This window comes from Lysinibacillus sp. NPDC093197, from assembly GCF_044754025.1.
Lineage (GTDB): Bacteria > Bacillota > Bacilli > Bacillales_A > Planococcaceae > Lysinibacillus.
In genome coordinates this window covers 141,528-164,604 of sequence record NZ_JBIVOH010000003.1, presented here as the reverse complement: position 1 = coordinate 164,604, position 23,077 = coordinate 141,528, and the positions used below count along the sequence as shown (strand labels likewise).

At 37.4% G+C, this 23,077-nt stretch carries 22 protein-coding genes; all 22 read left to right on the top strand.

All coding sequences use genetic code 11. From position 1 onward, the window contains the following. Positions 1 to 89 precede the first annotated feature (89 nt). The 22 genes from ACIP9G_RS10820 (at position 90) to atpB (ending at position 23,061) form a co-directional block, all read left to right on the top strand. Complete coding sequence (locus tag ACIP9G_RS10820) at positions 90 to 1,814, top strand: ABC transporter ATP-binding protein (protein WP_401019217.1); 1,725 nt, start codon at positions 90 to 92, stop codon at positions 1,812 to 1,814. A 19-nt stretch (positions 1,815 to 1,833) separates the two neighbouring features. Next, positions 1,834 to 2,628 (top strand): ABC transporter ATP-binding protein, encoded by a 795-nt coding sequence (locus tag ACIP9G_RS10815; protein ID WP_340820997.1) that lies wholly within the window; start codon positions 1,834 to 1,836, stop codon positions 2,626 to 2,628. 33 nt (positions 2,629 to 2,661) lie between these two features. Next, entirely contained in the window at positions 2,662 to 3,714 is a 1,053-nt protein-coding gene (locus tag ACIP9G_RS10810) for a FecCD family ABC transporter permease (protein WP_340820996.1), read from the top strand. Continuing rightward, positions 3,711 to 4,745 carry a FecCD family ABC transporter permease gene (locus tag ACIP9G_RS10805; protein WP_401019214.1) on the top strand — a complete coding sequence of 345 codons (1,035 nt, stop codon included), beginning with the start codon at positions 3,711 to 3,713 and terminating at the stop codon, positions 4,743 to 4,745. The genes ACIP9G_RS10810 and ACIP9G_RS10805 overlap by 4 nt, the downstream gene beginning before the upstream one ends. A 95-nt stretch (positions 4,746 to 4,840) precedes the next feature. Then, positions 4,841 to 5,890: an NAD(P)/FAD-dependent oxidoreductase gene (locus tag ACIP9G_RS10800; RefSeq protein WP_340820994.1), complete on the top strand. Its 1,050-nt coding sequence runs from the start codon at positions 4,841 to 4,843 to the stop codon at positions 5,888 to 5,890. Positions 5,891 to 6,060: 170 nt separating this feature from the next. After that, entirely contained in the window at positions 6,061 to 6,264 is a 204-nt protein-coding gene (gene rpmE / locus ACIP9G_RS10795) for a 50S ribosomal protein L31 (RefSeq protein WP_004269457.1), read from the top strand. 296 nt (positions 6,265 to 6,560) lie between these two features. After that, positions 6,561 to 7,133 carry a thymidine kinase gene (locus ACIP9G_RS10790; RefSeq protein ID WP_401019213.1) on the top strand — a complete coding sequence of 191 codons (573 nt, stop codon included), beginning with the start codon at positions 6,561 to 6,563 and terminating at the stop codon, positions 7,131 to 7,133. 250 nt (positions 7,134 to 7,383) lie between these two features. Further along, on the top strand, positions 7,384 to 8,460 hold the full coding sequence (gene prfA / locus ACIP9G_RS10785) for a peptide chain release factor 1 (RefSeq protein WP_340820992.1): 1,077 nt from the start codon (positions 7,384 to 7,386) through the stop codon (positions 8,458 to 8,460). After that, positions 8,450 to 9,307 carry a peptide chain release factor N(5)-glutamine methyltransferase gene (prmC, locus tag ACIP9G_RS10780; protein WP_401019212.1) on the top strand — a complete coding sequence of 286 codons (858 nt, stop codon included), beginning with the start codon at positions 8,450 to 8,452 and terminating at the stop codon, positions 9,305 to 9,307. The genes prfA and prmC overlap by 11 nt, the downstream gene beginning before the upstream one ends. Before the next feature lie 44 nt (positions 9,308 to 9,351). Then, positions 9,352 to 9,933: a stage II sporulation protein R gene (locus ACIP9G_RS10775; protein ID WP_401019210.1), complete on the top strand. Its 582-nt coding sequence runs from the start codon at positions 9,352 to 9,354 to the stop codon at positions 9,931 to 9,933. 100 nt (positions 9,934 to 10,033) lie between these two features. Then, entirely contained in the window at positions 10,034 to 11,068 is a 1,035-nt protein-coding gene (locus ACIP9G_RS10770; RefSeq protein ID WP_401019209.1) for an L-threonylcarbamoyladenylate synthase, read from the top strand. A 657-nt stretch (positions 11,069 to 11,725) separates the two neighbouring features. Beyond that, positions 11,726 to 12,223: a manganese efflux pump MntP gene (locus ACIP9G_RS10765; RefSeq protein ID WP_340820988.1), complete on the top strand. Its 498-nt coding sequence runs from the start codon at positions 11,726 to 11,728 to the stop codon at positions 12,221 to 12,223. 17 nt (positions 12,224 to 12,240) lie between these two features. Beyond that, complete coding sequence (locus ACIP9G_RS10760; protein WP_401019208.1) at positions 12,241 to 12,681, top strand: low molecular weight protein arginine phosphatase; 441 nt, start codon at positions 12,241 to 12,243, stop codon at positions 12,679 to 12,681. A gap of 8 nt (positions 12,682 to 12,689) precedes the next feature. Next, entirely contained in the window at positions 12,690 to 13,973 is a 1,284-nt protein-coding gene (locus ACIP9G_RS10755) for a methyl-accepting chemotaxis protein (RefSeq protein ID WP_340820986.1), read from the top strand. A gap of 412 nt (positions 13,974 to 14,385) precedes the next feature. Then, positions 14,386 to 14,823: a ribose 5-phosphate isomerase B gene (gene rpiB / locus ACIP9G_RS10750; protein ID WP_173478613.1), complete on the top strand. Its 438-nt coding sequence runs from the start codon at positions 14,386 to 14,388 to the stop codon at positions 14,821 to 14,823. Between the two features lie 123 nt (positions 14,824 to 14,946). Continuing rightward, the gene (locus tag ACIP9G_RS10745) at positions 14,947 to 15,489 is read left to right on the top strand and encodes a TIGR01440 family protein (RefSeq protein WP_340820985.1); all 543 of its coding nucleotides are present in this window, start codon (positions 14,947 to 14,949) and stop codon (positions 15,487 to 15,489) included. A gap of 62 nt (positions 15,490 to 15,551) precedes the next feature. After that, the gene (glyA, locus tag ACIP9G_RS10740) at positions 15,552 to 16,793 is read left to right on the top strand and encodes a serine hydroxymethyltransferase (RefSeq protein ID WP_401010746.1); all 1,242 of its coding nucleotides are present in this window, start codon (positions 15,552 to 15,554) and stop codon (positions 16,791 to 16,793) included. Positions 16,794 to 17,184: 391 nt separating this feature from the next. After that, positions 17,185 to 19,338 (top strand): EAL domain-containing protein, encoded by a 2,154-nt coding sequence (locus tag ACIP9G_RS10735; RefSeq protein ID WP_401019207.1) that lies wholly within the window; start codon positions 17,185 to 17,187, stop codon positions 19,336 to 19,338. Between the two features lie 127 nt (positions 19,339 to 19,465). Beyond that, positions 19,466 to 20,095, top strand: coding sequence for a uracil phosphoribosyltransferase (gene upp, locus ACIP9G_RS10730; RefSeq protein WP_173478609.1), 630 nt, complete (start codon positions 19,466 to 19,468; stop codon positions 20,093 to 20,095). A gap of 186 nt (positions 20,096 to 20,281) precedes the next feature. Beyond that, complete coding sequence (gene wecB, locus ACIP9G_RS10725; RefSeq protein WP_401019206.1) at positions 20,282 to 21,403, top strand: non-hydrolyzing UDP-N-acetylglucosamine 2-epimerase; 1,122 nt, start codon at positions 20,282 to 20,284, stop codon at positions 21,401 to 21,403. 540 nt (positions 21,404 to 21,943) lie between these two features. Beyond that, positions 21,944 to 22,315, top strand: coding sequence for an ATP synthase subunit I (locus ACIP9G_RS10720; protein ID WP_139860289.1), 372 nt, complete (start codon positions 21,944 to 21,946; stop codon positions 22,313 to 22,315). Positions 22,316 to 22,350: 35 nt separating this feature from the next. Then, positions 22,351 to 23,061 (top strand): F0F1 ATP synthase subunit A, encoded by a 711-nt coding sequence (atpB, locus tag ACIP9G_RS10715; RefSeq protein ID WP_340820981.1) that lies wholly within the window; start codon positions 22,351 to 22,353, stop codon positions 23,059 to 23,061. Positions 23,062 to 23,077 lie beyond the last annotated feature (16 nt).

Here is a 23,077-nt window from a genome sequence, read left to right as displayed (position 1 = left end):
GAACACATGAGGTGAGCTACCTGATTTGCAATTAGGTAGCTTTCATTTAATAGAGCATAAACAATGCATGTTTACTAGGAGGTACATCCATGTTACTACAACGTTTCTTTACTTATTACAGGCCATATAAAGGATTATTTATATTAGATTTCTCCTGTGCAATTTTAGTTGCCCTAATTGAGCTGGCATTTCCATTAGTTTTAAATAAAGTAATTGATGATATTCTTCCAGATGGTGAATTAAAGTGGATAATGATGGCAAGTGGTTTGCTGCTGTTGTTGTATGTTTTTAATTCAATTTTAGATTTTATTGTTTCATATTGGGGGCATATGCTTGGCATTAATATTGAAACGGATATGAGAAGGGAAGCGTTCAACCATATTCAAAAGCTCTCTTTCCGCTACTTTGATAACAATAAAACAGGCCATCTTGTCTCACGATTAACAAATGATCTAATGGACATCGGTGAGCTTGCACATCATGGTCCAGAAGATATGTTTATTGCAATGATGACGATAATCGGATCTTTTTGCGTCATGTTTTATATTGATCCTACATTTACGCTATTAATCTTTATTCTTGTACCAATTATTCTTTTGCTAACTATTGTTTTTGGCAAGCTTATGTCGAAAGCATTTCATCAAATGTTTAGCGATATTGCAGACTTTAATGCCCGTGTAGAAAATAACGTCAGTGGTATTCGAGTAGTACAAGCATTTACAAATGAAGATCATGAAAAGAACCGCTTCAAAAAGAATAATGAAAAATTCCGAGCAACAAAATTGTTTTCTTATAAGGTGATGGCATGGAATGAAGCACTTTATGGCATATTAACAAAGGTTTTATCATTATTTACGCTATTTGTCGGTGCATACTTTGTTTTAAAGGGCTATTTAACGAATGGTGAATTTATTGCTTTTATTCTTTTATCTGGCATTTTAATTGGACCAATTAACAAAATAAATATGTTTATTGAGAGTTATCCAAAGGGCATGGCTGGTTTTAAACGCTATATTGAATTTTTAGAAACAGCACCAGAAATTGCAGACCGCCCAAAAGCTAAGCTAATAGAGTCTATTGATGGCAATATTACATTTAACCAAGTTTCATTTGGTTATACCGATACAGAACGAACATTAAATAATATTAATCTTACAGTTCAGTCTGGAGAAACAGTAGCGCTTGTTGGTCCATCTGGAGCGGGGAAATCGACCATTTGTAGTTTACTCCCACGCTTTTATGAGGTGAGTGAAGGATCAATAAAAGTTGATGGAATAGATATACGAGATTTTAAGCTTCATTCATTACGCTCACATATCGGCATTGTGCAACAGGATGTTTTTTTATTTGATGGTACGATTCGAGAAAACATTGCATACGGAGATTTACAGGCGAGTGAGGAAGATATTTGGTATGCGGCAAAACGAGCGCAGCTTGAAGAGATGATACAAGCATTACCAGATGGTATGGATACGTTAATTGGTGAACGCGGCGTGAAATTATCAGGTGGACAGAAACAGCGATTATCTATAGCACGTATTTTCTTGAAAAATCCTAAAATTTTAATTTTGGATGAGGCAACATCCGCTTTAGATACAGAAACAGAACAGGCTATTCAGCAAGCTTTACATGAACTTTCCAAAGGACGCACAACGTTAGTCATTGCACACCGCTTGGCGACAATAAAAGATGCAGACCGCATTGTCGTCGTATCGAAAAAAGGAATTATAGAAGAAGGAACACATGAACAATTAATGGCTATAAAAAATGCCTATTACGGTTTGTACACAGCACAATTTGGTTTGCAAATCTAAAAATGAAAGGAAGTTTTGTATGTCAGTATTGGAGATCGAACATGTGGCGATTGGTTACTCCTCGACGCTTATTGTGGATGATTTAAGTGTTGCCATTCCTAAAGGTCAAATCTCAACAATTATTGGCCCAAATGGCTGTGGAAAATCTACTTTATTAAAGGCTGTTGCGCGAGTATTACGAACACAAGATGGTGCTGTTTATTTAGATGGTAAGGCCATTCATCAATTAAAGACAAAAGAAGTGGCAAAAAAGATGGCAATTTTACCTCAGACAGCAAGTGCTCCAGGAGGATTAACTGTTTTTGAATTAATATCATATGGCCGTTTCCCTCATCAAGGAGGGTTCGGTACATTGCGCAAGGAAGACTATGAATATATTCATTGGGCAATTGATGTGACAGGACTAAGAGAGTTTTGCGATCGTCCAATTGAGGCATTGTCAGGTGGTCAACGTCAAAGAGTATGGATTGCGATGGCATTAGCTCAAGGTACGGATATTTTAGTACTGGACGAACCAACAACATATTTAGATTTAGCACATCAGCTAGATATTTTATTATTGCTTGAAAAGCTCAATAGGGAAGAAGGACGAACGATTATTATGGTTTTGCATGATTTAAACCATGCGTCTCGGTTTTCTCACTTTATGATGGCTATGCGAGACGGAAAATTAATCGTAAGTGGCAGCCCTCATGAAGTAATGACAAAGGAGAATTTACAAACAGTATTCAATATCAACGCAGAAATGGCTGTCTGTCCATATAGTAAAAATCCAATTTGTCTATCTTATCAGCTATATAACATGAAAGATTAAGCGGAGGAATGGAAGTTAAGAGGAGGAAGTAGAATGACTGCGTCGACAGGAGTAGAAGGGCTCAGCGATATAGATGAGCTACAGAAACAATCTCACCCAATACGCGGAATAGTAGCTTTGATTTTAGGAGTAATTGCATTAATATTTGCCATTGGCTTTGCTATTTCTTTAGGAGCAGCAGATATTTCATTAAGTACTGTTTGGACGGCAATTACACAATTTTCACCAGAATTAACAACACATCAAATTATTCATGATATTCGTTTACCACGAGTACTTGGAGCAGCGTTAGTAGGTGCAAGCTTTGCAGTTGCTGGTGCGATAATGCAAGGTATGACGCGCAACCCTTTAGCAGACTCCGGGTTATTAGGATTGAATTCTGGAGCGGCATTTATGCTCGCTGTTTGCTTTGCCTTTTTTCCTGGCATGCCCTATATGTTTTTAATTTTATGGTCGTTTGTAGGTGCAGGCCTCGGTGTTGCGATTGTCTATGGTGTGGGCTCCTTGTCTAAAGGGGGCTTATCACCGATGCGTCTAGTTCTTGCTGGCGCTGCTGTTAGTGCTTTACTTGGTGCGCTCGGTGAAGGAATTGCACTTTATTACCGAATTGGACAGGACCTAGCATTTTGGTATGCTGGGGGTGTTTCGGGGACGATGTGGAGTCATCTTCAAATATTGTCGCCATGGATACTAATTGCGATGATAGGTGCGCTTATACTATCCCGCTCTATTACGTTGCTAAGCTTAGGTGAAGAAATTGCGATAGGACTTGGTCAACGAACTGCTGTTGTGCGAGTGTGGGGGATGGTAATTGTTTTAATTTTAGCAGGAGCAGCAGTTTCAGTTGTAGGTGCTGTTGGATTTGTAGGATTAATTGTTCCCCATTTTACGAGATACATAGTTGGACACGATTATCGATGGATTATCTCTTGTTCATTAGTATATGGAGCATTACTCGTAGTACTAGCTGATTTAGTTGCGCGTACTATTAATCCGCCATATGAAACGCCGATTGGTGCATTAATTGCTTTAATTGGGGTTCCGTTCTTTCTTTATTTAGCACGTAAAGGAGGAAAGGAACTGTGAGTAACAATTTTTTAACACAAAATCAGCAAAAGGTTAGAAGAAAAAATTTCCTCATTATAGCTACACTGATTGTTTTAATAGTAATTACCTTTGTAATTAGTATGAATACTGGCGTAATTAAACTGACACCATGGGAAGTAATAAGTACTCTTTTTGGGCAGGGCGATGCGCAACAGCAATTAATATTATTTCAATTTAGGCTTCCTAGAATTGTAATTGGTGTTTTAGTAGGAATGGGTTTAGCTATGGCAGGTGCTGTTTTACAGGGCATTTCAAAAAATGCATTAGCAGATCCAGGTATTTTAGGCATTAATGCGGGTGCTGGGCTAGCTGTAATGCTGTATATTTCCTTTTTTTCAACGACTAAATCAGCACCCGTATATTTACTGCCAGTACTAGCCTTTTTAGGAGCAGGGATAACAGCATTGTTAATTTATACACTGTCTTATAAACGCTATGAAGGTATCACACCAATGCGTTTAATTTTAACGGGAATTGCGGTGGCCGCTGGCATTAGTTCAGCAATGATTGTATTAACACTTCGTCTTACCCCTGAAAATTATCAATTTGTGGCTACATGGCTAGCGGGTAGTATTTGGGGTTCGAATTGGAGGTTTGTCCTATCCTTATTACCATGGTTATTAATTTTACTACCATTTATCTATTCAAAATCTCGAGTTTTAAACATATTAAACTTGGGCGAAATAACATCGATTGGATTAGGTGCTTCTATTGAAAAAGAGCGTCGTTGGTTATTAGCTGCATCAGTTGGATTGGCTGGAGCTAGTGTTTCTGTTAGTGGCGGTATTGGATTTGTTGGATTAATTGCACCACATCTAGCTCGGCAACTTGTGGGAGCAAGCCATCAATTTATGCTTCCTACCGCGGCACTTTTAGGTGGCTTTTTAGTATTATTGGCCGATACGATAGGTCGCTCAATTTTAGAGCCTTCAGAAATACCAGCTGGAATTGTTGTAGCGATTTTTGGGGCACCATATTTTTTATATTTATTAGCGCGATTAAAGGAATAAAATAGATTGTTCATATTGTTAATTGAGAATGAATATCATTGTTCTTAGGGAGAATAGGACATACAAACTTTATTAGTAGAAAAGGGGAGAACGACATGCCAGAAGAATTGTATGATGTAACGATTGTTGGAGGTGGACCAGCAGGATTATATACAGCTTTTTATAGCGGGATGCGCGATTTAAAAACGAAAATTATAGAGTTTAGCTCTCAACTAGGTGGACGCATGCTTATTTATCCTGAAAAAATGATTTGGGACGTTGGTGGAGTAAAGCCTATATTAGGTGAGGAGTTAATTCAACAACTTATCCAACAGGCAAAAACGTTTGATCCAACAATTGTTTTAAATCAAAAGATAGAAAAATTAGAAAAACAGAGTGATGGAACATTTATTTTAACGTCAGCATCAGGAGAGAAGCATTATTCTAAAGCAATAATATTAGCAGTTGGTTATGGTGTACTTTCAATGCAAAAGCTTGAAATAGAAGGAGCAGACCGCTACGAAGTAACGAATTTACATTATACTGTGCAAGAATTAGACATTTTCCGCAACAAACATATACTTATTTCAGGTGGTGGCAATTCCGCAGTGGATTGGGCGAATGAGCTAGAATCTATCGCTGCTAGTGTAACAATTGTCCATCGTCGTGATGAATTTGGTGGTCATGAAAAAAATGTCTTACGTATGCGAGAATCCTCTGTCAATGTTAAAACACCATACGAAGTGGTGCAATTACATAGTGATGGTGATGTAATACAGTATGTGTCAATTATGAATAAAGAAACAGATGAAATGGAACGAGTGCAAGTAGATGCGGTTGTTGTTAATCATGGCTTAAAATGTGATTATGGAGCTCTTGAGGAATGGGGATTAGAAATTCAAGATGGAGTAGCTATCGTCAATGAGAAGCGTGAAACCAATATAGAAGGTATCTACGGAGCAGGTGATTTTATTGATCATCCTAGTAAAGTAAGATTAATTGCAGGTGCGTTTACGGATGGCATTTTAGCGTTAAATAGTGCAAAATTATTTTTAGAGCCAGATGCACCAAAAGTGGCGTATGTATCATCACATAATATTCGATTTAAAGAGCGCAATAAACAAATAGGATTAGTAGATAACGATTATCGCGAAGTTCGTGGTTAAAAATTGTAATATAGTTTTTCAATATTTATTGCTTGAAAAAAATAAAATAACTATGCTATACTTCAAAAGTATGCAACGTGTACATATGTAGCCGACATATTCGGGCTATGTAAGGTACAGTTCGATAATACTCTGTTCCAGATGGTTCAGGGCGAGAGGAGAAAACGAATATGAAACAAGGAATTCATCCAGACTACAAAGAAGCAACAGTAACTTGCTCTTGTGGTAACACTTTCAAAACTGGTTCAGTTAAAGAAAACATCGTTGTCGAGTTCTGCAACGAATGTCACCCATTCTACACTGGCCGTCAAAAATTCGCGTCTGCTGATGGTCGCGTAGATCGTTTCAACAAAAAATACGGTCTTAAAAACTAATGTTAGTTTAATACCTGCCAAGCATGTGCTTGGCAGGTATTTTTTTCAGTATATAAAAAGTGCATGCGTTCATTGCGTCTCGACGCATTTGTATCTTTCACAACGTTGCACGTAACGTTCAATATAAAACAAAGACCGGATTTTGAAATGTGCTTAAGCTAGCGCTAGCGCAAATCCATTCGATACTGACAATAGGTTCGGTATAAAGATTAACACTATGGTGCAAGCGTTTAAGCTAATTGCTAAAATAATTCCTTTCAAAATCCATAATTGCAAATAGAGAGGGAGAAGATACAATGGCACAGCTATACTATAAACATGGCGCGATGAATAGTGGCAAATCAATTGAAATTTTAAAAGTAGCACATAACTATGAAGAACAGCAAAAGCCTGTCATGATGTTTACATCTGGGCTAGATACACGAGATGAGGTAGGTTTTGTTTCAAGTCGAGTAGGATTACGACAAGAAGCCATTCCAATTTATGAGGATACGGATATTTTTGAACTTGTAAAAAACAATGTTGTAAAACCATACTGTGTTCTTGTAGATGAAGTGCAGTTTTTAAAAAAGGCACATGTGCTACAATTAGCTAATATTGTCGACCAACTAGACATCCCTGTCATGGGCTTTGGCCTGAAGAATGATTTCCAAAATGAATTATTTGAAGGTAGTCAGTACATGCTTACATATGCAGATAAAATTGAAGAAATGAAAACGATTTGCTGGTTCTGTCATAAAAAAGCAACAATGAATTTGCGTGTCGATGAAAATGGCAAACCTGTGTATACAGGCGATCAAATAAAAATTGGCGGTAATGATTCTTACTATCCTGTTTGCCGCAAATGCCACGCACATCCACCACTTTGAATTAGCTTTAATCGGAAAATGGCTTGATGATATTAAGCAATCTTCCGAAGAAAATGTAGCATACATGCGGAATTTTCCTTATACTAAGTAGTGGAAATAATGCATGACTATTACGCCTAAACAAATCCTTAGTCAGACTCTATTGTAGGCGGAATGATTAGTGAATAGAGTAAAAAATACGTCTCGCTGTCTTTAATGGAGGCGGATTCCTACTGGATATAGATAAATGAACTAAATAGAGGTGAAGCCCATGTTTGATAGACTACAAGCAGTAGAAGATCGTTATGAAAGGCTAAATGAGCTTTTAAGTGATCCGGATATTGTAAACGACAGTAAAAAATTACGTGAATATTCAAAGGAACAATCGGATATTCAGGAAACAGTTGACGCTTATCGTGAATATAAAAGCGTGAAAGAGCAACTAGTTGATACACGTGAAATGTTAGATAACGAAAAAGATCCTGACATGCACGAGATGGTAAAGGAAGAATTCAACTCGTTAAAAGCACAGCAAGAAGAGCTGGAAGAACGTCTACGTGTTTTATTAATTCCAAAAGACCCGAATGATAATAAAAACGTAATTATGGAGATTCGTGGAGCAGCTGGCGGTGATGAGGCGAATATTTTCGCAGGAGATTTATTCCGTATGTATTCTCGTTATGCGGAGACACAAGGCTGGAAAATCGATATTATGGAAGCAACGCCTAACCCAATGGGCGGCTACAAAGAAGTAATTTTTATGATTAACGGGCAAGGCGCGTATTCAAAATTCAAATTTGAAAACGGTGCGCACCGCGTACAACGTGTACCAGCAACAGAATCACAAGGACGAATTCATACTTCAACAGCGACAGTTGCATGCTTACCTGAAGTAGAAGAGGTAGATGTTGAAATTCATGAAAAAGATATCCGTGTAGATACTTTTGCGTCATCAGGTGCAGGTGGGCAATCGGTAAATACTACGATGTCTGCTGTACGTATGACCCACTTACCAACAGGTGTTGTTGTATCGATGCAGGATGAACGTTCACAAATTAAAAACCGTGAAAAAGCGATGAAAATTCTTCGTGCGCGAGTAGCTGATAAGTATTTACAGGAAGCGCAAAAAGAAATCGACGCAACACGTAAATCAGCAGTAGGTTCAGGCGATCGCTCAGAGCGTATTCGCACATACAATTATCCACAAAACCGCGTGACAGACCATCGTATCGGTTTAACGATTCAAAAGCTTGATCAAATCGTCGAAGGAAGACTGGACGAAATCATTGATACACTAATCTTAGAAGAGCAAGCATCTAAGTTAGAGCGACTTAACGATGACCTATAAAAATGTGATGGAGGCCCTTGATTGGGCTTCTTCTTTTTTAGTGGATAATGGACGTGAAGAAACCGCGGGTCGTATTGTGATGCAACATATACTGGGCACATCGTATTCGGGTGTTATGCTACACTTACAAGATTCGTTAACAGTAGAGCAAAGTCAACAGTTTATAAAACTGATTGAAGAGCATGCTAGTGGACGACCTGTACAGTATTGTATCGGCAGTGAAGAATTTTATGGACGTACATTTATTGTGGATGAATCGGTGCTCATTCCAAGACCTGAAACAGAGGAATTAGTGCTAGCAACAAGCAATCGCATCAATCAATTATTTAATAAGAAAACAATAAAGCTAGCAGATATCGGGACAGGTAGTGGTGCTATTGCTATTTCTATGAAGCTAGAATGTCCTGAGCTAACAGTAGTGGCAACGGATTTATCTGCAGCAGCATTATCAACGGCACAAAAAAATGCACAACTACTTGAGGCAGATATCGATTTTCGTCTAGGTGATTTAACAGCACCCCTCGTTGGAGAAACGTTTGATATTGTTTTATCTAATCCTCCATATATTGCAATGGAAGAAGCGAAGGACATGTCTAGCATCGTACTAGAGCATGAACCGCATAGTGCACTTTTTGCAGAAGAAAATGGGCTTATTTTATATCGCAAATTAGCACAACAGCTCCCAGCACTGATGAATAAACCATCTTTGATCGGTCTTGAAATTGGTTATACACAAGGAGAGCAAGTAGCGAAATTTTTTAAAGAAAGTTTTCCACAAGCTACTGTTACAGTTGAAAAAGATATTAATGGAAAACCTCGTATGGTTTTTTGTGAAATTGATGTATAAAGAATCTCCTTCTTGACAACAATGTTGAGCAAGGAGGGATTTTTATGTTAAACGAATACAAGATTGTTAGATTTCCAAAACTAAATATTGTGCTAGCTTTTGCTAGACTAGTAATTATGGCGATAGCTTTACAACTATGTATTTTATATATTCCATCATTAATAGGTTCTGCAAAGGAAGCTACGAATAATGAACAAGAAAACGATTTTCGTATAAGAGTTATAGCTAATAGCAACACAACAGATGATCAATTAGAAAAAGAACAACTTGTCCAAGATTTAAAACCTTATTTAATACAAGTAGGTTCAACTACAAATGTGGATAATAATAATTTTGTTATATTAAAAGAGAGTATTGAAGCAGAATTAAAAGAAAATTATCCACAATTGCGTACACAAGTGTTACTTGGGGATAATTTATTTCCACCGAAGAGACAAGATGCGATGTTTTATCCACAAAATATGTACCATTCGATTGTCGTGAAAATTGGCGATGCACGTGGTGATAACTGGTGGTGTAGCATTTTCCCGTCTATTTGTAAACCGGAAAAAGAGGAAGAAAAGGCAGAAGAAAAAGAACATGTAACATTCTTTATTTGGGAATGGATAAAAGGATTTTTTGAGTAATTGTGCACAAATTCAGATAACTTATACACAATTATTGATAAGTTATGAACAAAATGTGGATAATTCAGAAAAAAACAACGATTGAAAGAAGGTTTTTCATATGGAAACCGTGTGTAAGATTGTGGATAGTAATGTGAATAGTCAAATAACTTATGCACAAGCTGTGGATATCTTAAATGCTGGAGAGGTTGTGGCATTTCCAACAGAAACGGTTTACGGTTTAGGTGCAGTCGCTACAAATGATGATGCAGTCAGAAAGATATTTAAGGCAAAAGGGCGTCCTTCAGATAATCCACTTATTGTCCACATAGGAACGAAAGAGGAAGTTTATCTTTATATCGAACATATTTCTGAGCTAGCAAAAAAATGTATGGATGCATTTTGGCCAGGTCCTCTTACACTCATTATGCCAGTAAAGCCAAATGTTCTGGCAGAAAGTGTGACAGCTGGATTAAAGACTGTCGGAATTCGTATGCCGGATCATCCAGTTGCACTAGCATTATTACAGCAAATTCAAAAACCACTTGCTGCTCCAAGTGCGAATCGTAGCGGGAAACCAAGCCCAACAGAAGCGATTCATGTAAAAGATGATTTAGAAGGGTACATACCGTATATTTTAGATGGAGGTTCTACAGGAATTGGCTTTGAATCCACTGTGCTAGATGTTACGCATGAACCACCAGTTATATTACGTCCGGGTGGCATTACAAAGGAAATGTTAGAGTCCGTAATAGGTCCGGTTATTCAACCGACTAAAATGGAGCAGACAATGGAAGAAACGCCGAAAGCTCCAGGCATGAAGTATACGCATTATGCTCCTAATGCACCCGTATACTTAATAGACTGTGATGAACAAAAAGTACAGCAAGCCATACAACAACTTCAAGCCCAACATCATAAAGTAGCACTTCTAGCACCAGAGAGCTTTAAGCATATTAACATAGATTATTACTTTTCAATTGGTGAAGCAGGTAGTAAAGAAGAGATGGGAGCGGCACTATATCATGCGTTACGAGCATGTGATAAAACAGAAGCTACCGTTATTCTAGTGACGACGACATCTACAGAAGGTGTAGGCGCTGCTATTATGAACAGACTTGAAAAAGCGGCTGGTGGCAAATGGTATTCACTTTAATTAGTGGATCTATCAGCGATTTTGCACTAAGTATCGGCGATTTCAATGTTCTTATCGGCGTTTCAAGAACTTCTACCGGCGATTCTCCCAAGTTTCCCGGCGAATTAATAAGACTATAATAAAAAACTCATCTATATAAGATGGGTTTTTTTATATGAGTGTTGATATGAGTGCCAGGCACACAAACAATTTTCCATGCTAGCATAACAACGAAGTAAAAATCCACGTAGACTCCTGCGGGGACAGCACAAGTAGTAAGACGAAACAAACCGCGCGCTAGCGAGGGTTGCGGCTTACACTGTGCCCGCGGAAAGCGAAGTGGATTTTTGCGATTTAAAGTGCCAAGCACACAAACAATTTACCATGCTAGCATAACAACGAAGTAAAAATCCACGTAGACTCCTGCGGGACAGCACAAGTAGTAAGACGCAACAAACCGCGCATTAGCGAGGGTTGCGGCTCACACTGTGCCCGAGGAAAGCGAAGTGGGTTTTTACGATATAAAGTGTCAGGCACTCAAACAATTCACAAACAATTCTCTATTAATCATTTAAAAATAGGATTTTATAATATGGAAAATGTCTTATCGTTCATTATGATAATACTGTATTTCCGAGCATAAAATGATAAAATATTAGGAAGCGAAGGAGTGCATTCTTGCAGGGTATTCTTGCAGGTATTTTAACGTCTGTCGATGTCGTCGGTTTATTTGTATTAATTCCAAATGTTAAATATCGATTATTTTTGTCAATGTGGACAGCAACATTACATATGCTTTTTCCACTACTCGGCTTTGAATTAGGAAATTACTTAGTGCGTTTTTTATTAGATTGGGGTCAATGGATTTCCTGTATTCTATTATTTAGCATTGGTCTACATTTACTTTTGTCTTCCAACAAAAATGAGAAAATAACCATTTCACCTGTATTATTAGCTGTGACTGCTAGCCTAGATACCTTTTCAGTAAGTGTTTCTTTTGGTATGCTTAACTTAGAAAAAACAATTTTTATTATTAGTGCTGGAATGAGTGCTTTCATTTGCGCATATGGGGCTTTAGTTATAGCACGCAGAAGTCAGGTTTTTTTTGGAAACAAAATTCAAATTATTGCAGGATTTGTTTTTATCATTATGAGTATTTTAGCGCTCCGAAAATAATAAGGAAGGTGATAAGTGTGAATATATTATTTGTTTGTACCGGAAATACTTGTCGCAGTCCGATGGCAGAGGTTATTTTAAAGCATAAGCAAATCAACAATGTTCAGGTTCGTTCTGCTGGTATTTATGCAATGCCGAACGCTGAAATGTCAGCACATGCGCAGCAAGTTTTAAATGAAGCGAATATGACACATCAACATTCAGCAATACAATTATCTATGGCTGAAATAGAGTGGGCCGATTTAATTTTAACAATGACGACAGCGCACAGAGATACTATTATCGCTTACTACCCGAACACAGAAAAAAAAGTTTTTACACTGAAAGAATATGCGAACGAAGGAAGTTTAGAGAATGTTGTAGACCCTTACGGCGGAAATAAAGCTATTTATGAAGAAACATTTACAGAACTAGAGAAATTAGTAGAACAGTTAGTTAAAATACTTGAGAAGAATTGAGGGGCACTATGAAAAAACAGTTTGGCTTACGACTTAAACTAGTATTATTTGTAAGTATTCTTGCACTGATCACGTATAGTATCAGCTTTGTATTCATTGAATTTATACAACCTACTTTTTTCCCGGAAATTAATCGTAAGCTATTTGAAGTGATTACTTATTTATTAGGGATTATATGGTCAGGTATTTTAGCGGCAATTTTCAGCGTTATTTTAATCAAGCCGTTACAGCGACTTGAATACTCTGCTACACGCGTTGCAGAAGGAAAAATTGGAGAGGATGTAGTGATGCCAAAAACGAATGATGAGATTCGTTCAGTGGCAGTTGCATTCCAACAAATGGTGTTAAATTTACGCCACATGGTAGAAAGTATCGATCAAAACTTTCAACAAACAAATCAATCGATTATCAAGTTATCCGATGAAACCGCTGTTGCGACAAAGAAAGCAGACGGTATTGCGGTGACGGTAAAACATATTTCCGCAGGAGCAGAAGCTTCAGCTACAGCAGTACAAGATACAGCAGAGGCGATTGAAGATGTGCGCACATTAGCAACAGAAGTGAATACTAGAGCGGAACAGTCAGCAGTACAATCGAAAGAGATTTTACATAATTTAACTAATACAACAAAAGCGATTGAAACGTTAGTCAATAGCATTCAACAAATTGCAGCTGGCAACAACGAAGCACTAGAAAGTATTCGTACATTAGAAGACAATGCTGGACAAGTTGAGCGTATCATTAGTTTAGTAGGTGATATTGCGGCACAAACAAATTTACTAGCATTAAATGCATCTATCGAAGCTGCCCGTGCAGGAGAACATGGCAAAGGCTTTGCGGTTGTGGCAGAAGAGGTTCGTGGCTTGGCCGATGAAAGTGCAAAGGCTGTACAAGGAATTACGACTCTTATTCAATCAATGCAACATAATGTTGAAGTTGTTGTGAAACAAATGAATCAACAAGTATCATTTGCGACTAAAGAGGCAGCGCGTGTTTCTGAAACTACGACTGCGGTTGAAGGGATGTCATCAAGTGTCCATGAAATGGCAAACGCGATTGTAGAGATTTCTTCATTAATTGAAAAACAAATGCACAATATTGAAACAACTGCTCGACAATCACAAGAAGTAGCAGCCATTGCTCAAGAAACATCGGCTGGTGCACAAGAAGTGAGCAGTGCAACAGAAGAGCAAGCACATGCAATTGAACAAGTAGAACAACTTGCACAAGACTTGAAAAAACAATCCGAAGCGTTGCATAAAATGATTCTACAATTTGATAGAGAAGCATAGTAAGAAAAAGCATTTAAATAATACATGTAAATGACAGACTGTGGACAGCCTTAAAAAAGAGCTTGTCCACAGTTTTTTCTATGGATTGACCAAATACTCGTTGACAGGAAGCTTGAACGTTATTAACAGGAACAAATGAAAAAATATTGAAATAGTATGTCCACTGTAGTTGAAAAGGTAGAAAAACTTCAGAAGAGGGAATATTACAACAAAAGACCATTATCCGAATTTATTAACAGGATATTCACATTATCCACAGAAATAGTACTTAAAAATGAACGTTTTTCAATCTAAATACAAGAAATGTTCGTCTTTTAGGAGAAATCAGCATAAAATTGCAACAAAAATCATGTTATTCTTGAAAGAGAAGTGGTAAACTAATGTTGACTATATTTCGAAATGAGGGAACCCAGTGAGAATAGCAATTTCTTCTGATCACGGAGGCAATAATTTACGTCGTGAGATTATGCAACTGTTAGATGAGCTTAATATTAGCTACGAAGATTTTGGTCCACAATCTGCGGATTCAGTAGACTATCCTGATTATGCAAAGCCAGTTTCTGAAGGTGTTGCTAACGGGGAATTTGATAAAGGCATTTTAATTTGTGGCACAGGGATTGGCATGTCCATCGCTGCGAACAAAGTAAAAGGCATTCGTTGTGCATTAGTGCATGATGTATTTAGTGCAAAGGCAACACGTTGCCATAATGATTCAAATATTTTAGCGATGGGTGAGCGCGTAATTGGTCCAGGCCTAGCACGTGAAATCGCGCAAACATGGCTTGAAACTGATTTTGAAGGCGGGCGTCATACACGCCGCGTAGAAAAAATCGCTGAATTAGAACAGTAATACAAGAACGTCTTCAGCCGTTAACGCAAAAACAAATAGGTGGTGACAGTCTTGCACTGTCACTTTTACCTTAGCTTGACGCCTAACGTAAATAGAAGACATCAAAATAAGGGGCTGAGCTTAATGGTTGTGCAACAAATACAAACGCAATTGACTCAGTTACTCAGTGAATTCGAAGAGCAAGTAGTACTGCGACCAAAGACTATTTTTGTCGTAGGTTGCTCTACGTCTGAAGTGATTGGTCAGAAAATTGGCACAGCAGGTGCACTTGAAACAGCAGAAGCAATTTTTGCGCCATTGCAGGCATTTGCAAAGAAACATCAATTATTTTTAGCATTCCAAGGCTGTGAGCATATAAATCGAGCTATTACGATGGAAGCTTCAGTTGCAGAACAGTTGGGCTATGAACCTGTGGCTGTTATTCCTGTTCGCACTGCGGGTGGATCGATGTCAGCGTATGCTTATACAAAATTGGAAAGCCCGGTAGTTGTAGAGGCAATACGTGCACATGCAGGTATTGATATAGGCCAAACGTTAATTGGTATGCATTTAAAAGAAGTAGCTGTTCCAGTTCGTACATCAGTGCGATCAGTAGGAGAAGCAGTTGTCACAGTAGCAACAACACGTCCAAAACTAATTGGTGGCGAACGTGCTGTATATAAATAACACTACTTCTGTTGTCAGAGGTACATGTAAATAACGATTATACTTAGGAGGCTTTTTCAAACATGGCATACGAAAAATTAGCAGTACAAGACAAAGCAGTATTAGATGGGATTTTAGCTGAGAAAAAACGTCAACAAGCGAATATCGAGTTAATTGCATCTGAAAACTTTGTATCTGAAGCAGTAATGGAAGCACAAGGTTCAGTTCTTACTAACAAATATGCTGAAGGTTATCCTGGAAAACGTTACTATGGTGGCTGTGAACACGTAGACGTAGTAGAAGATATTGCACGTGATCGTGTGAAAGAACTTTTCGGTGCAGAATATGCTAACGTACAACCGCACTCTGGTGCACAAGCAAACATGGCTGTATACCATACAATTTTACAACCAGGTGACACAGTTCTAGGAATGAACCTTTCACATGGTGGTCACTTAACACATGGTTCTCCTGTAAACTTCTCAGGTATCCTTTATAATTTCGTAGAGTATGGTGTAACAGAAGATACACATGTAATCGACTATGAAGACGTTCGTCAAAAAGCGTTAGCACACAAACCAAAACTAATTGTAGCTGGTGCATCTGCATACCCACGTGAAATTGACTTCTCAAAATTCCGTGAAATCGCAGACGAAGTAGGAGCTTACTTTATGGTGGATATGGCGCACATCGCTGGGCTAGTAGCTGCTGGAGAGCACCAATCACCAGTTCCTTACGCTGATTTTGTTACATCTACAACACATAAAACATTACGTGGACCACGTGGTGGTTTAATTCTTGCGTCAAAAGAATGGGAGCAAAAATTAAATAAATCTGTCTTCCCAGGTATCCAAGGTGGACCATTAATGCATGTTATCGCTGCAAAAGCTGTAGCATTTGGCGAAGCTTTACAACCTGATTTCAAAGACTACGCAAAACAAATTAAAGCAAATGCACGTGCTTTAGCAGAAGTGTTAATCGAAGAGGGTGTAGAAATCGTATCTAACGGTACGGATAATCACTTATTACTTTTAAACGTAAAATCTCTTGGCTTAACTGGTAAAGTAGCAGAGCACGCGCTTGATGAAGTAGGAATTACAACTAACAAAAATACAATTCCTTACGATACAGAATCTCCATTTGTTACTTCTGGTATTCGTATTGGTACACCTGCAGTTACATCACGTGGCTTTAAAGAAGAAGACATGAAAGAAGTAGGCGCTATTATCGCAGCTGTACTTAAAAACCCAGAAGATGAAGCGGTAAAAGCAGATGCAAAAGATCGTGTTAAAGTTTTAACTGATAAACATCCATTATACGCATAATTAGTATTGTTTAATTATAGGCTGTGTCTTAAGTGTGTTGTTCACTTTAGGCACAGCCTTTAGTTTTTAATTTGATTTAGCCCAATTTTTGGTTCACTACTATAGAAAGCTATGAAATGAAGCCGAAAGAAGATTTTCGAGCAAGCACGAAAAAATACGGAAGTGTAATTGATAGATTAAACTGCAAAACTATTTTTTTTGCTAACAAAAAAATAAATTTATCTTATTTTTGTATTTTTTTACATAAATATAAGATGAAAGGTTATATTATATTGAATAAGGACAATTGATGTCCCAAAGAAGGAATGTTTTTTATAAAAGTGACAATTTATTGAATTTTTATGTACAATATAAAGGGGTAGAATTGATGGATATAGACGGGAGGGGTTGGATGGTTACTAAATCTATGGACGTACAAAAAAATATTTTATTAACTACAATTCGTAACTTAGGTGAACAATCTAAAGAAAGCTATGTTATTTTGGATGCTAAAACTAATTTCATAGTGGAATGTAATAATTCTTTTTGCACGCTTACAAATGCAATACGTTCACAGATTTTAGAAACAGATTATTTTGCGATGCTTTCAAGTGAGTTACCGACGACAATGCTTGAAAAAATAAAAGAGAACATACATAGTGGAGCAATGGTGACAGAAAAGTTGCACCATCATCGCTTCGAACAGCCACCATTTTGGGCAGAAATGCAAACCCTTCCTTTTCAAAATAATGATAATGAAACATTATTTGTGTTAATAATCGTGAAGGATATTACGTATTATCATACTGAAGATTTTATAGCGGAATTAGAGAAAACCGTTTATGAGGCAATTGAAAAGGACTATCCATTTTATAAAAAAATGGACACTATTTGTAGCAAAATAGATCAATTTTTCATGCCATATGTGTTTAGCTCGGTTCTTATCAAAATAGATTCAAATTATTTGCAAGTTTTTACTTCTAATAGTGCTCACCAACATGTACCTCAGCTTTTCGAGATGAATGACTTCTATAGAAAGGTGATGCAACAGGAAACACCGATAATAGCAAATAAACTAGAAGAGGTTGCTATTCCAATAGAATTTAAAAACTTTGCTAGTCTAACAAATAATCACTCGGGATGGTTTGTACCTATTCGCAATCAAAAGCAACAAGCGATCGGACTTTTTGCAATTTTTTCTCAATATCCGGGTGAAAGTGTGTTTTTTAACAATGTGTTTCAGAAAATTGGAGCGCTCGTTGCATTAGCGTATTCGTATGCGAAAACACAGAAAAAAATATGGGATTTAGCTTATAAAGATATTACGACTGGCTTGCCAAATCGACATAGCTTTTTAAATAAGATAGAAAAGGAAGAACAACGAGGGCGAATAGGTTTTATTAAAATCATAAAACCAAGTGAATTTCATCAAGTCGTTGAATTATATGGCCGAGAAGCGGGGGATGAATTATTAAGACAAATTGCTAGACGTCTTCAAGAACAAAAGAAGGATTTGAATGAGTATATTGCTAGATTCACAAGTTCTAGTCTTATTATTTCACAAGTGACACCCAATGAAGACTTAAACGATTATGAGGTTCGCATAAAAGAATTAACACGCCAGCCGTTTATTATAAATGGTAAGCATATTTATATTACTTTAAAAACTGGCATATCTTCCTTTGATAAAGATATTAAAATTGCAGATGCAATCAGATTTGCAGATAATGCTTTATCTTATGCTGCCAACAAACCAGGAACGCATATGGAGATATTTACGAAGGAACGCAATGATTTACTAGAGCAACAGATGACTGTTTTAAATCATTTATCACAAGCGCTTAAAAACAAAGAGATTTCTGTAAATCTACAACCAAAAGTAGATTTACGAACAGGTGAAATTCAAAGTATTGAAGCGCTAGCTCGTTGGCATTCACCGGTTCTCGGCTTTGTATCACCAGCGATGTTTATACCAGTTGCCGAAAATGCAGGGAAGGTTCGTGAAATCGACATACAAATTTTAGAAATTGTTCTCGCTTGGCTAGCGGAGCGTCAACAATTGGGGAAGAAGTTAGTGGAGGTTGCGGTTAATATATCGCCTGATCACTTTTACTACCCTCATTTTGTTAAGGATATCCGGCAATTAGTTGAAAAATATATGATTAATCCAAGTAATATTATTTTAGAGGTAACAGAAAATATTGGCTTAGTTGATTTTCAAACTGCATTCGCCATTATTCAAGAATTAAAGAGCTATGGCTTTAAAACATCGGTGGATGATTTTGGAACAGGTTTTTCTTCACTTAGTTATTTACAAAGATTACCGTTCACTGAGTTGAAAATTGATCGTAGCTTTATAAATGATATAAATGATGCAGCAACATTAGCAATTGTCCGATCAATCATTCAGCTTGCATTAAATTTAGGTATGACATCTGTTGCAGAGGGAATCGAAAATGAGGAACAGGTAGAGATATTACGTGCGCTTGGTTGTAAAGTCGGACAAGGTTACTTCTATTATAAACCGATGGCGATTGAGCAACTTGATTCTATACTTGATGTATAATTTGCTTCTACATGTAGCAAACACTCTGGAAAAGGGGATATCTCGAATTTATTTTTGAGACAACTCCTGTTTTCTGTTATACTAGTTGAGATAAAAATGAAATCCGAACGGTTAGGAGAGAACCCCTTTGAGCAAAGTATACGTATTTGATCATCCACTAATCCAACACAAGTTAACTTATATTCGTGATAAAAATACAGGAACTAAAGAATTTCGTGAGCTAGTTGATGAGGTCGCAACATTAATGGCATTCGAAATTACGCGAGAAATGCCTGTAGAAGAAATTGAAATTGAAACACCAGTAACAATCGCGAAAACAAAAGTTCTTTCTGGGAAAAAACTTGCAATTGTACCGATTTTACGTGCAGGCATCGGCATGGTTGACGGCGTATTAAAACTAATTCCAGCTGCGAAAGTTGGTCATATTGGTCTTTATCGTGACCCTGAAACATTAAAACCTGTTGAGTACTATGCAAAACTTCCAGCAGATGTGGAAGAACGCGATTTCATTATTGTAGACCCAATGCTTGCTACGGGTGGTTCAGCAGTGGAAGCTATCAATTCACTGAAAAAACGCGGTGCGAAAAGCATTAAATTTATGTGTTTAATTGCTGCGCCAGAGGGTGTAAAAGTAATTCAAGATGAACATCCAGATGTGGACATCTATATTGCTGCACTTGACGAAAAGTTAAATGACCATGGTTACATTGTTCCAGGTCTAGGTGATGCTGGAGACCGCTTATTCGGTACGAAATAAAAAGTGGAGTTATTGCTTAAAGAGCGATAACGTTTTTCCTATAGCAACTTTATAGCATTTGAAAGCGTCCTTCATTATTGAAGGACGTTTCATAGTATGTTTAGGCAATTAAGTCTCTCTTCTTAGTAATGAATGTGGACCATTGCACTTGATATACAATACAACCAAAGGACGGTGCAAATCGTTTTGACGAAAAAATGGAAAGTGATGACGATTTTCGGTACGAGACCAGAGGCGATAAAAATGGCCCCGCTTGTATTGGAATTGCAAAAACATCCCGAGCAAGTGGAATCAATCGTGACTGTAACAGCACAACATCGCCAAATGCTTGACCAAGTATTAGAAACATTTAAAATTACACCAGACTACGATTTAAATATAATGAAGGATCGTCAAACTCTAATTGATGTGACAACGAATGCATTACAAGGTTTAGATAAAGTCATGAAAGAAGCGCAACCTGATATTGTCTTAGTGCATGGTGATACTGCTACAACATTCATTGCAAGCTTAGCAGCGTTTTATAATCAAATTGCCATTGGTCATGTTGAAGCAGGTCTTCGAACATGGAATAAGTATTCACCTTACCCAGAGGAAATGAATCGTCAGCTGACAGGTGTCATGGCTGATTTGCACTTTGCCCCAACAGAAGTATCAAAGAAAAATCTTTTAGATGAAAATAAAAACGCAGATACTATTTTTGTCACAGGCAATACAGCTATTGATGCATTAGCTACAACGGTGAGTGAGCATTATACACATCCTGTGTTAGAAAAAATAGCAAACGATCGAATGATACTATTAACAGCACATCGTCGTGAAAATCTAGGCGAGCCGATGCGTCATATGTTCCGAGCAATTACTCGATTGTTAGCGGAGCACGAAGATGTTCAAGTTGTCTACCCTGTGCATATGAACCCGGCTGTGCGAGAAATTGCCATTGAAATATTAGGCGATAATGATCGCGTGCATTTAATTGAACCTCTTGAAGTTTTTGATTTCCATAACTTCGCTGCGAATTCGTACATGATCTTAACTGACTCTGGTGGTGTTCAAGAAGAAGCGCCATCATTAGGAAAGCCAGTTCTTGTACTTCGTGATACGACAGAGCGTCCGGAAGGAATTGCTGCTGGAACTTTGAAACTAGCAGGAACAGAAGAGGAAACAATTTATTCTCTTGCAAAAGAATTGCTAGAGGATAAAGAGGCGTATGAAGCAATGGCAAAAGCCTCAAATCCTTATGGAGATGGTCATGCTTCACAGCGTATCGTAGAAGCTCTCTTGAATTTTTTGCAAAAAAGCAAGTAATACACCATTTTTAATTTTAAAAATAAGTAAAAAGAACTAAAATTTAATGTGTAGCTAATTTACGAGCAAATTTCTGTCGTAAATTAGCTTTTTTTTGCATTATTCCAAAAAAAAAATTGTAATCTATGAAAGTTCATACACAAATTTGTCAACAATTTGACAAGAGTATAGTAGCTGTGAAGTTTTTCTCCTTTACTAATTGACTTCAAATATCACCTATTGTATGCTTACAAAGGGTAAGAATGATAAGGGTTTCTAATCGTTGATAGACGTTGAAACACTTGTTATATCAAGTTTCTACTAAATTGACAGTTCAAACCATCACTGTCGATTTGCAACGTTTTGTGCGTTTCGGTTTAACACCGAATCAGTAAGGGGTGTAAGGCATTATTAGGAATTTACACCTGTAATTTCATTCAAATGACTCTCCCATTACTATTCCGCTGTGAGTAGTGTTTTTCACTGCTCTTTTCTGATTTCACAAAGTGGTAAGCAAACGTTTTCTTTACTCGAAAAAATGATTCAGGAGACTACAAACCAATGCTAGATTTGCATCACATTTTTGCTGTGCAGAAGAGAGCGTTATTTTTTTTGCTCGCACTTTGCGCATTAGGCTGGGGCTTTACGTCCTTTCAAACAGTTTTTGCGGGCATCGCAATCGGTGCATTTTTTGGTACGTATAATTTTTGGATTTTAGTTCGCCGTATGGAGAAGTTTGATCGTTCCATTAGTGAAGGGAAGAAAATAGGTTCACTTGGTACAGCACTGCGTTTTGGATCAGGTGTAGCGGCAGTCGCTATAGCCATTTCGTTGCCAAACTATTTTCACTTGATTAGCACGGTCATAGGGCTAATGATTCCGTACGTAGTTCTCTTTGTCGAGAGAATTGTATCTCATGTAAGGAACCACTAATTGTGCTTTATTAGAAAGAGAGGTGAAAAATAACAATGAATCATGAAGCTCCGTTAGTAACCATAGGTTTTTTAACATTTAACTTATCTACAGTTATGATGTTACTAGTTGCAGCAATAGTCGTATTTTTAATCGCTGTTATCTCTACTAGAAACTTAAAGTTAAAACCGACTGGTATGCAAAACTTTATGGAATGGATTATGGATTTCGTAAAGAATATCATCAAAAGCAACATGGACTGGAAAACTGGTGGACGATTCCACATTCTAGGTATCACACTTATTATGTTTATCGCAGTATCTAACTTATTAGGTCTTCCATTCTCTATCGTCTATGACCATCAACTTTGGTGGAAATCACCAACAGCTGACCCAACGGTTACAATGACTCTTGCAACAATGATTTTAGTATTATCTCAATACTATGGTATCAAAATGAAGGGTACAGGCCATTATGTTGGTACATTCTTCAAACCAATGTCATTTATGTTCCCGCTAAAAATTATTGAAGAGTTTGCGAACACTTTAACATTAGGTCTGCGTCTTTACGGTAACATTTATGCAGGTGAAATTTTACTTGCATTAATCGCAAGTTTAGCAATATCAGGTCCGATCGGGTTCGTAGGTGCAATTGTTCCTATGATGGCATGGCAAGGTTTCTCTATTTTCATCGGCTTTATCCAAGCCTTTATCTTCACAATGTTAACAATGGTTTACATGGCTCATAAAGTGAGCGATGACCATTAATATAAAGCATAAAATT

What these genes read in the sequence shown, in the direction of transcription:
- ACIP9G_RS10820 (WP_401019217.1), top strand. Translation starts at nt 90, where the DNA reads ATGTTACTACAACGTTTCTTTACTTATTACAGGCCATATAAAGGATTA.
- ACIP9G_RS10815 (WP_340820997.1), top strand. Translation starts at nt 1,834, where the DNA reads ATGTCAGTATTGGAGATCGAACATGTGGCGATTGGTTACTCCTCGACG.
- ACIP9G_RS10810 (WP_340820996.1), top strand. Translation starts at nt 2,662, where the DNA reads ATGACTGCGTCGACAGGAGTAGAAGGGCTCAGCGATATAGATGAGCTA.
- ACIP9G_RS10800 (WP_340820994.1), top strand. Translation starts at nt 4,841, where the DNA reads ATGCCAGAAGAATTGTATGATGTAACGATTGTTGGAGGTGGACCAGCA.
- rpmE (WP_004269457.1), top strand. Translation starts at nt 6,061, where the DNA reads ATGAAACAAGGAATTCATCCAGACTACAAAGAAGCAACAGTAACTTGC.
- ACIP9G_RS10790 (WP_401019213.1), top strand. Translation starts at nt 6,561, where the DNA reads ATGGCACAGCTATACTATAAACATGGCGCGATGAATAGTGGCAAATCA.
- prfA (WP_340820992.1), top strand. Translation starts at nt 7,384, where the DNA reads ATGTTTGATAGACTACAAGCAGTAGAAGATCGTTATGAAAGGCTAAAT.
- prmC (WP_401019212.1), top strand. Translation starts at nt 8,450, where the DNA reads ATGACCTATAAAAATGTGATGGAGGCCCTTGATTGGGCTTCTTCTTTT.
- ACIP9G_RS10775 (WP_401019210.1), top strand. Translation starts at nt 9,352, where the DNA reads ATGTTAAACGAATACAAGATTGTTAGATTTCCAAAACTAAATATTGTG.
- ACIP9G_RS10770 (WP_401019209.1), top strand. Translation starts at nt 10,034, where the DNA reads ATGGAAACCGTGTGTAAGATTGTGGATAGTAATGTGAATAGTCAAATA.
- ACIP9G_RS10755 (WP_340820986.1), top strand. Translation starts at nt 12,690, where the DNA reads ATGAAAAAACAGTTTGGCTTACGACTTAAACTAGTATTATTTGTAAGT.
- ACIP9G_RS10745 (WP_340820985.1), top strand. Translation starts at nt 14,947, where the DNA reads ATGGTTGTGCAACAAATACAAACGCAATTGACTCAGTTACTCAGTGAA.
- glyA (WP_401010746.1), top strand. Translation starts at nt 15,552, where the DNA reads ATGGCATACGAAAAATTAGCAGTACAAGACAAAGCAGTATTAGATGGG.
- ACIP9G_RS10735 (WP_401019207.1), top strand. Translation starts at nt 17,185, where the DNA reads ATGGTTACTAAATCTATGGACGTACAAAAAAATATTTTATTAACTACA.
- ACIP9G_RS10720 (WP_139860289.1), top strand. Translation starts at nt 21,944, where the DNA reads ATGCTAGATTTGCATCACATTTTTGCTGTGCAGAAGAGAGCGTTATTT.
- atpB (WP_340820981.1), top strand. Translation starts at nt 22,351, where the DNA reads ATGAATCATGAAGCTCCGTTAGTAACCATAGGTTTTTTAACATTTAAC.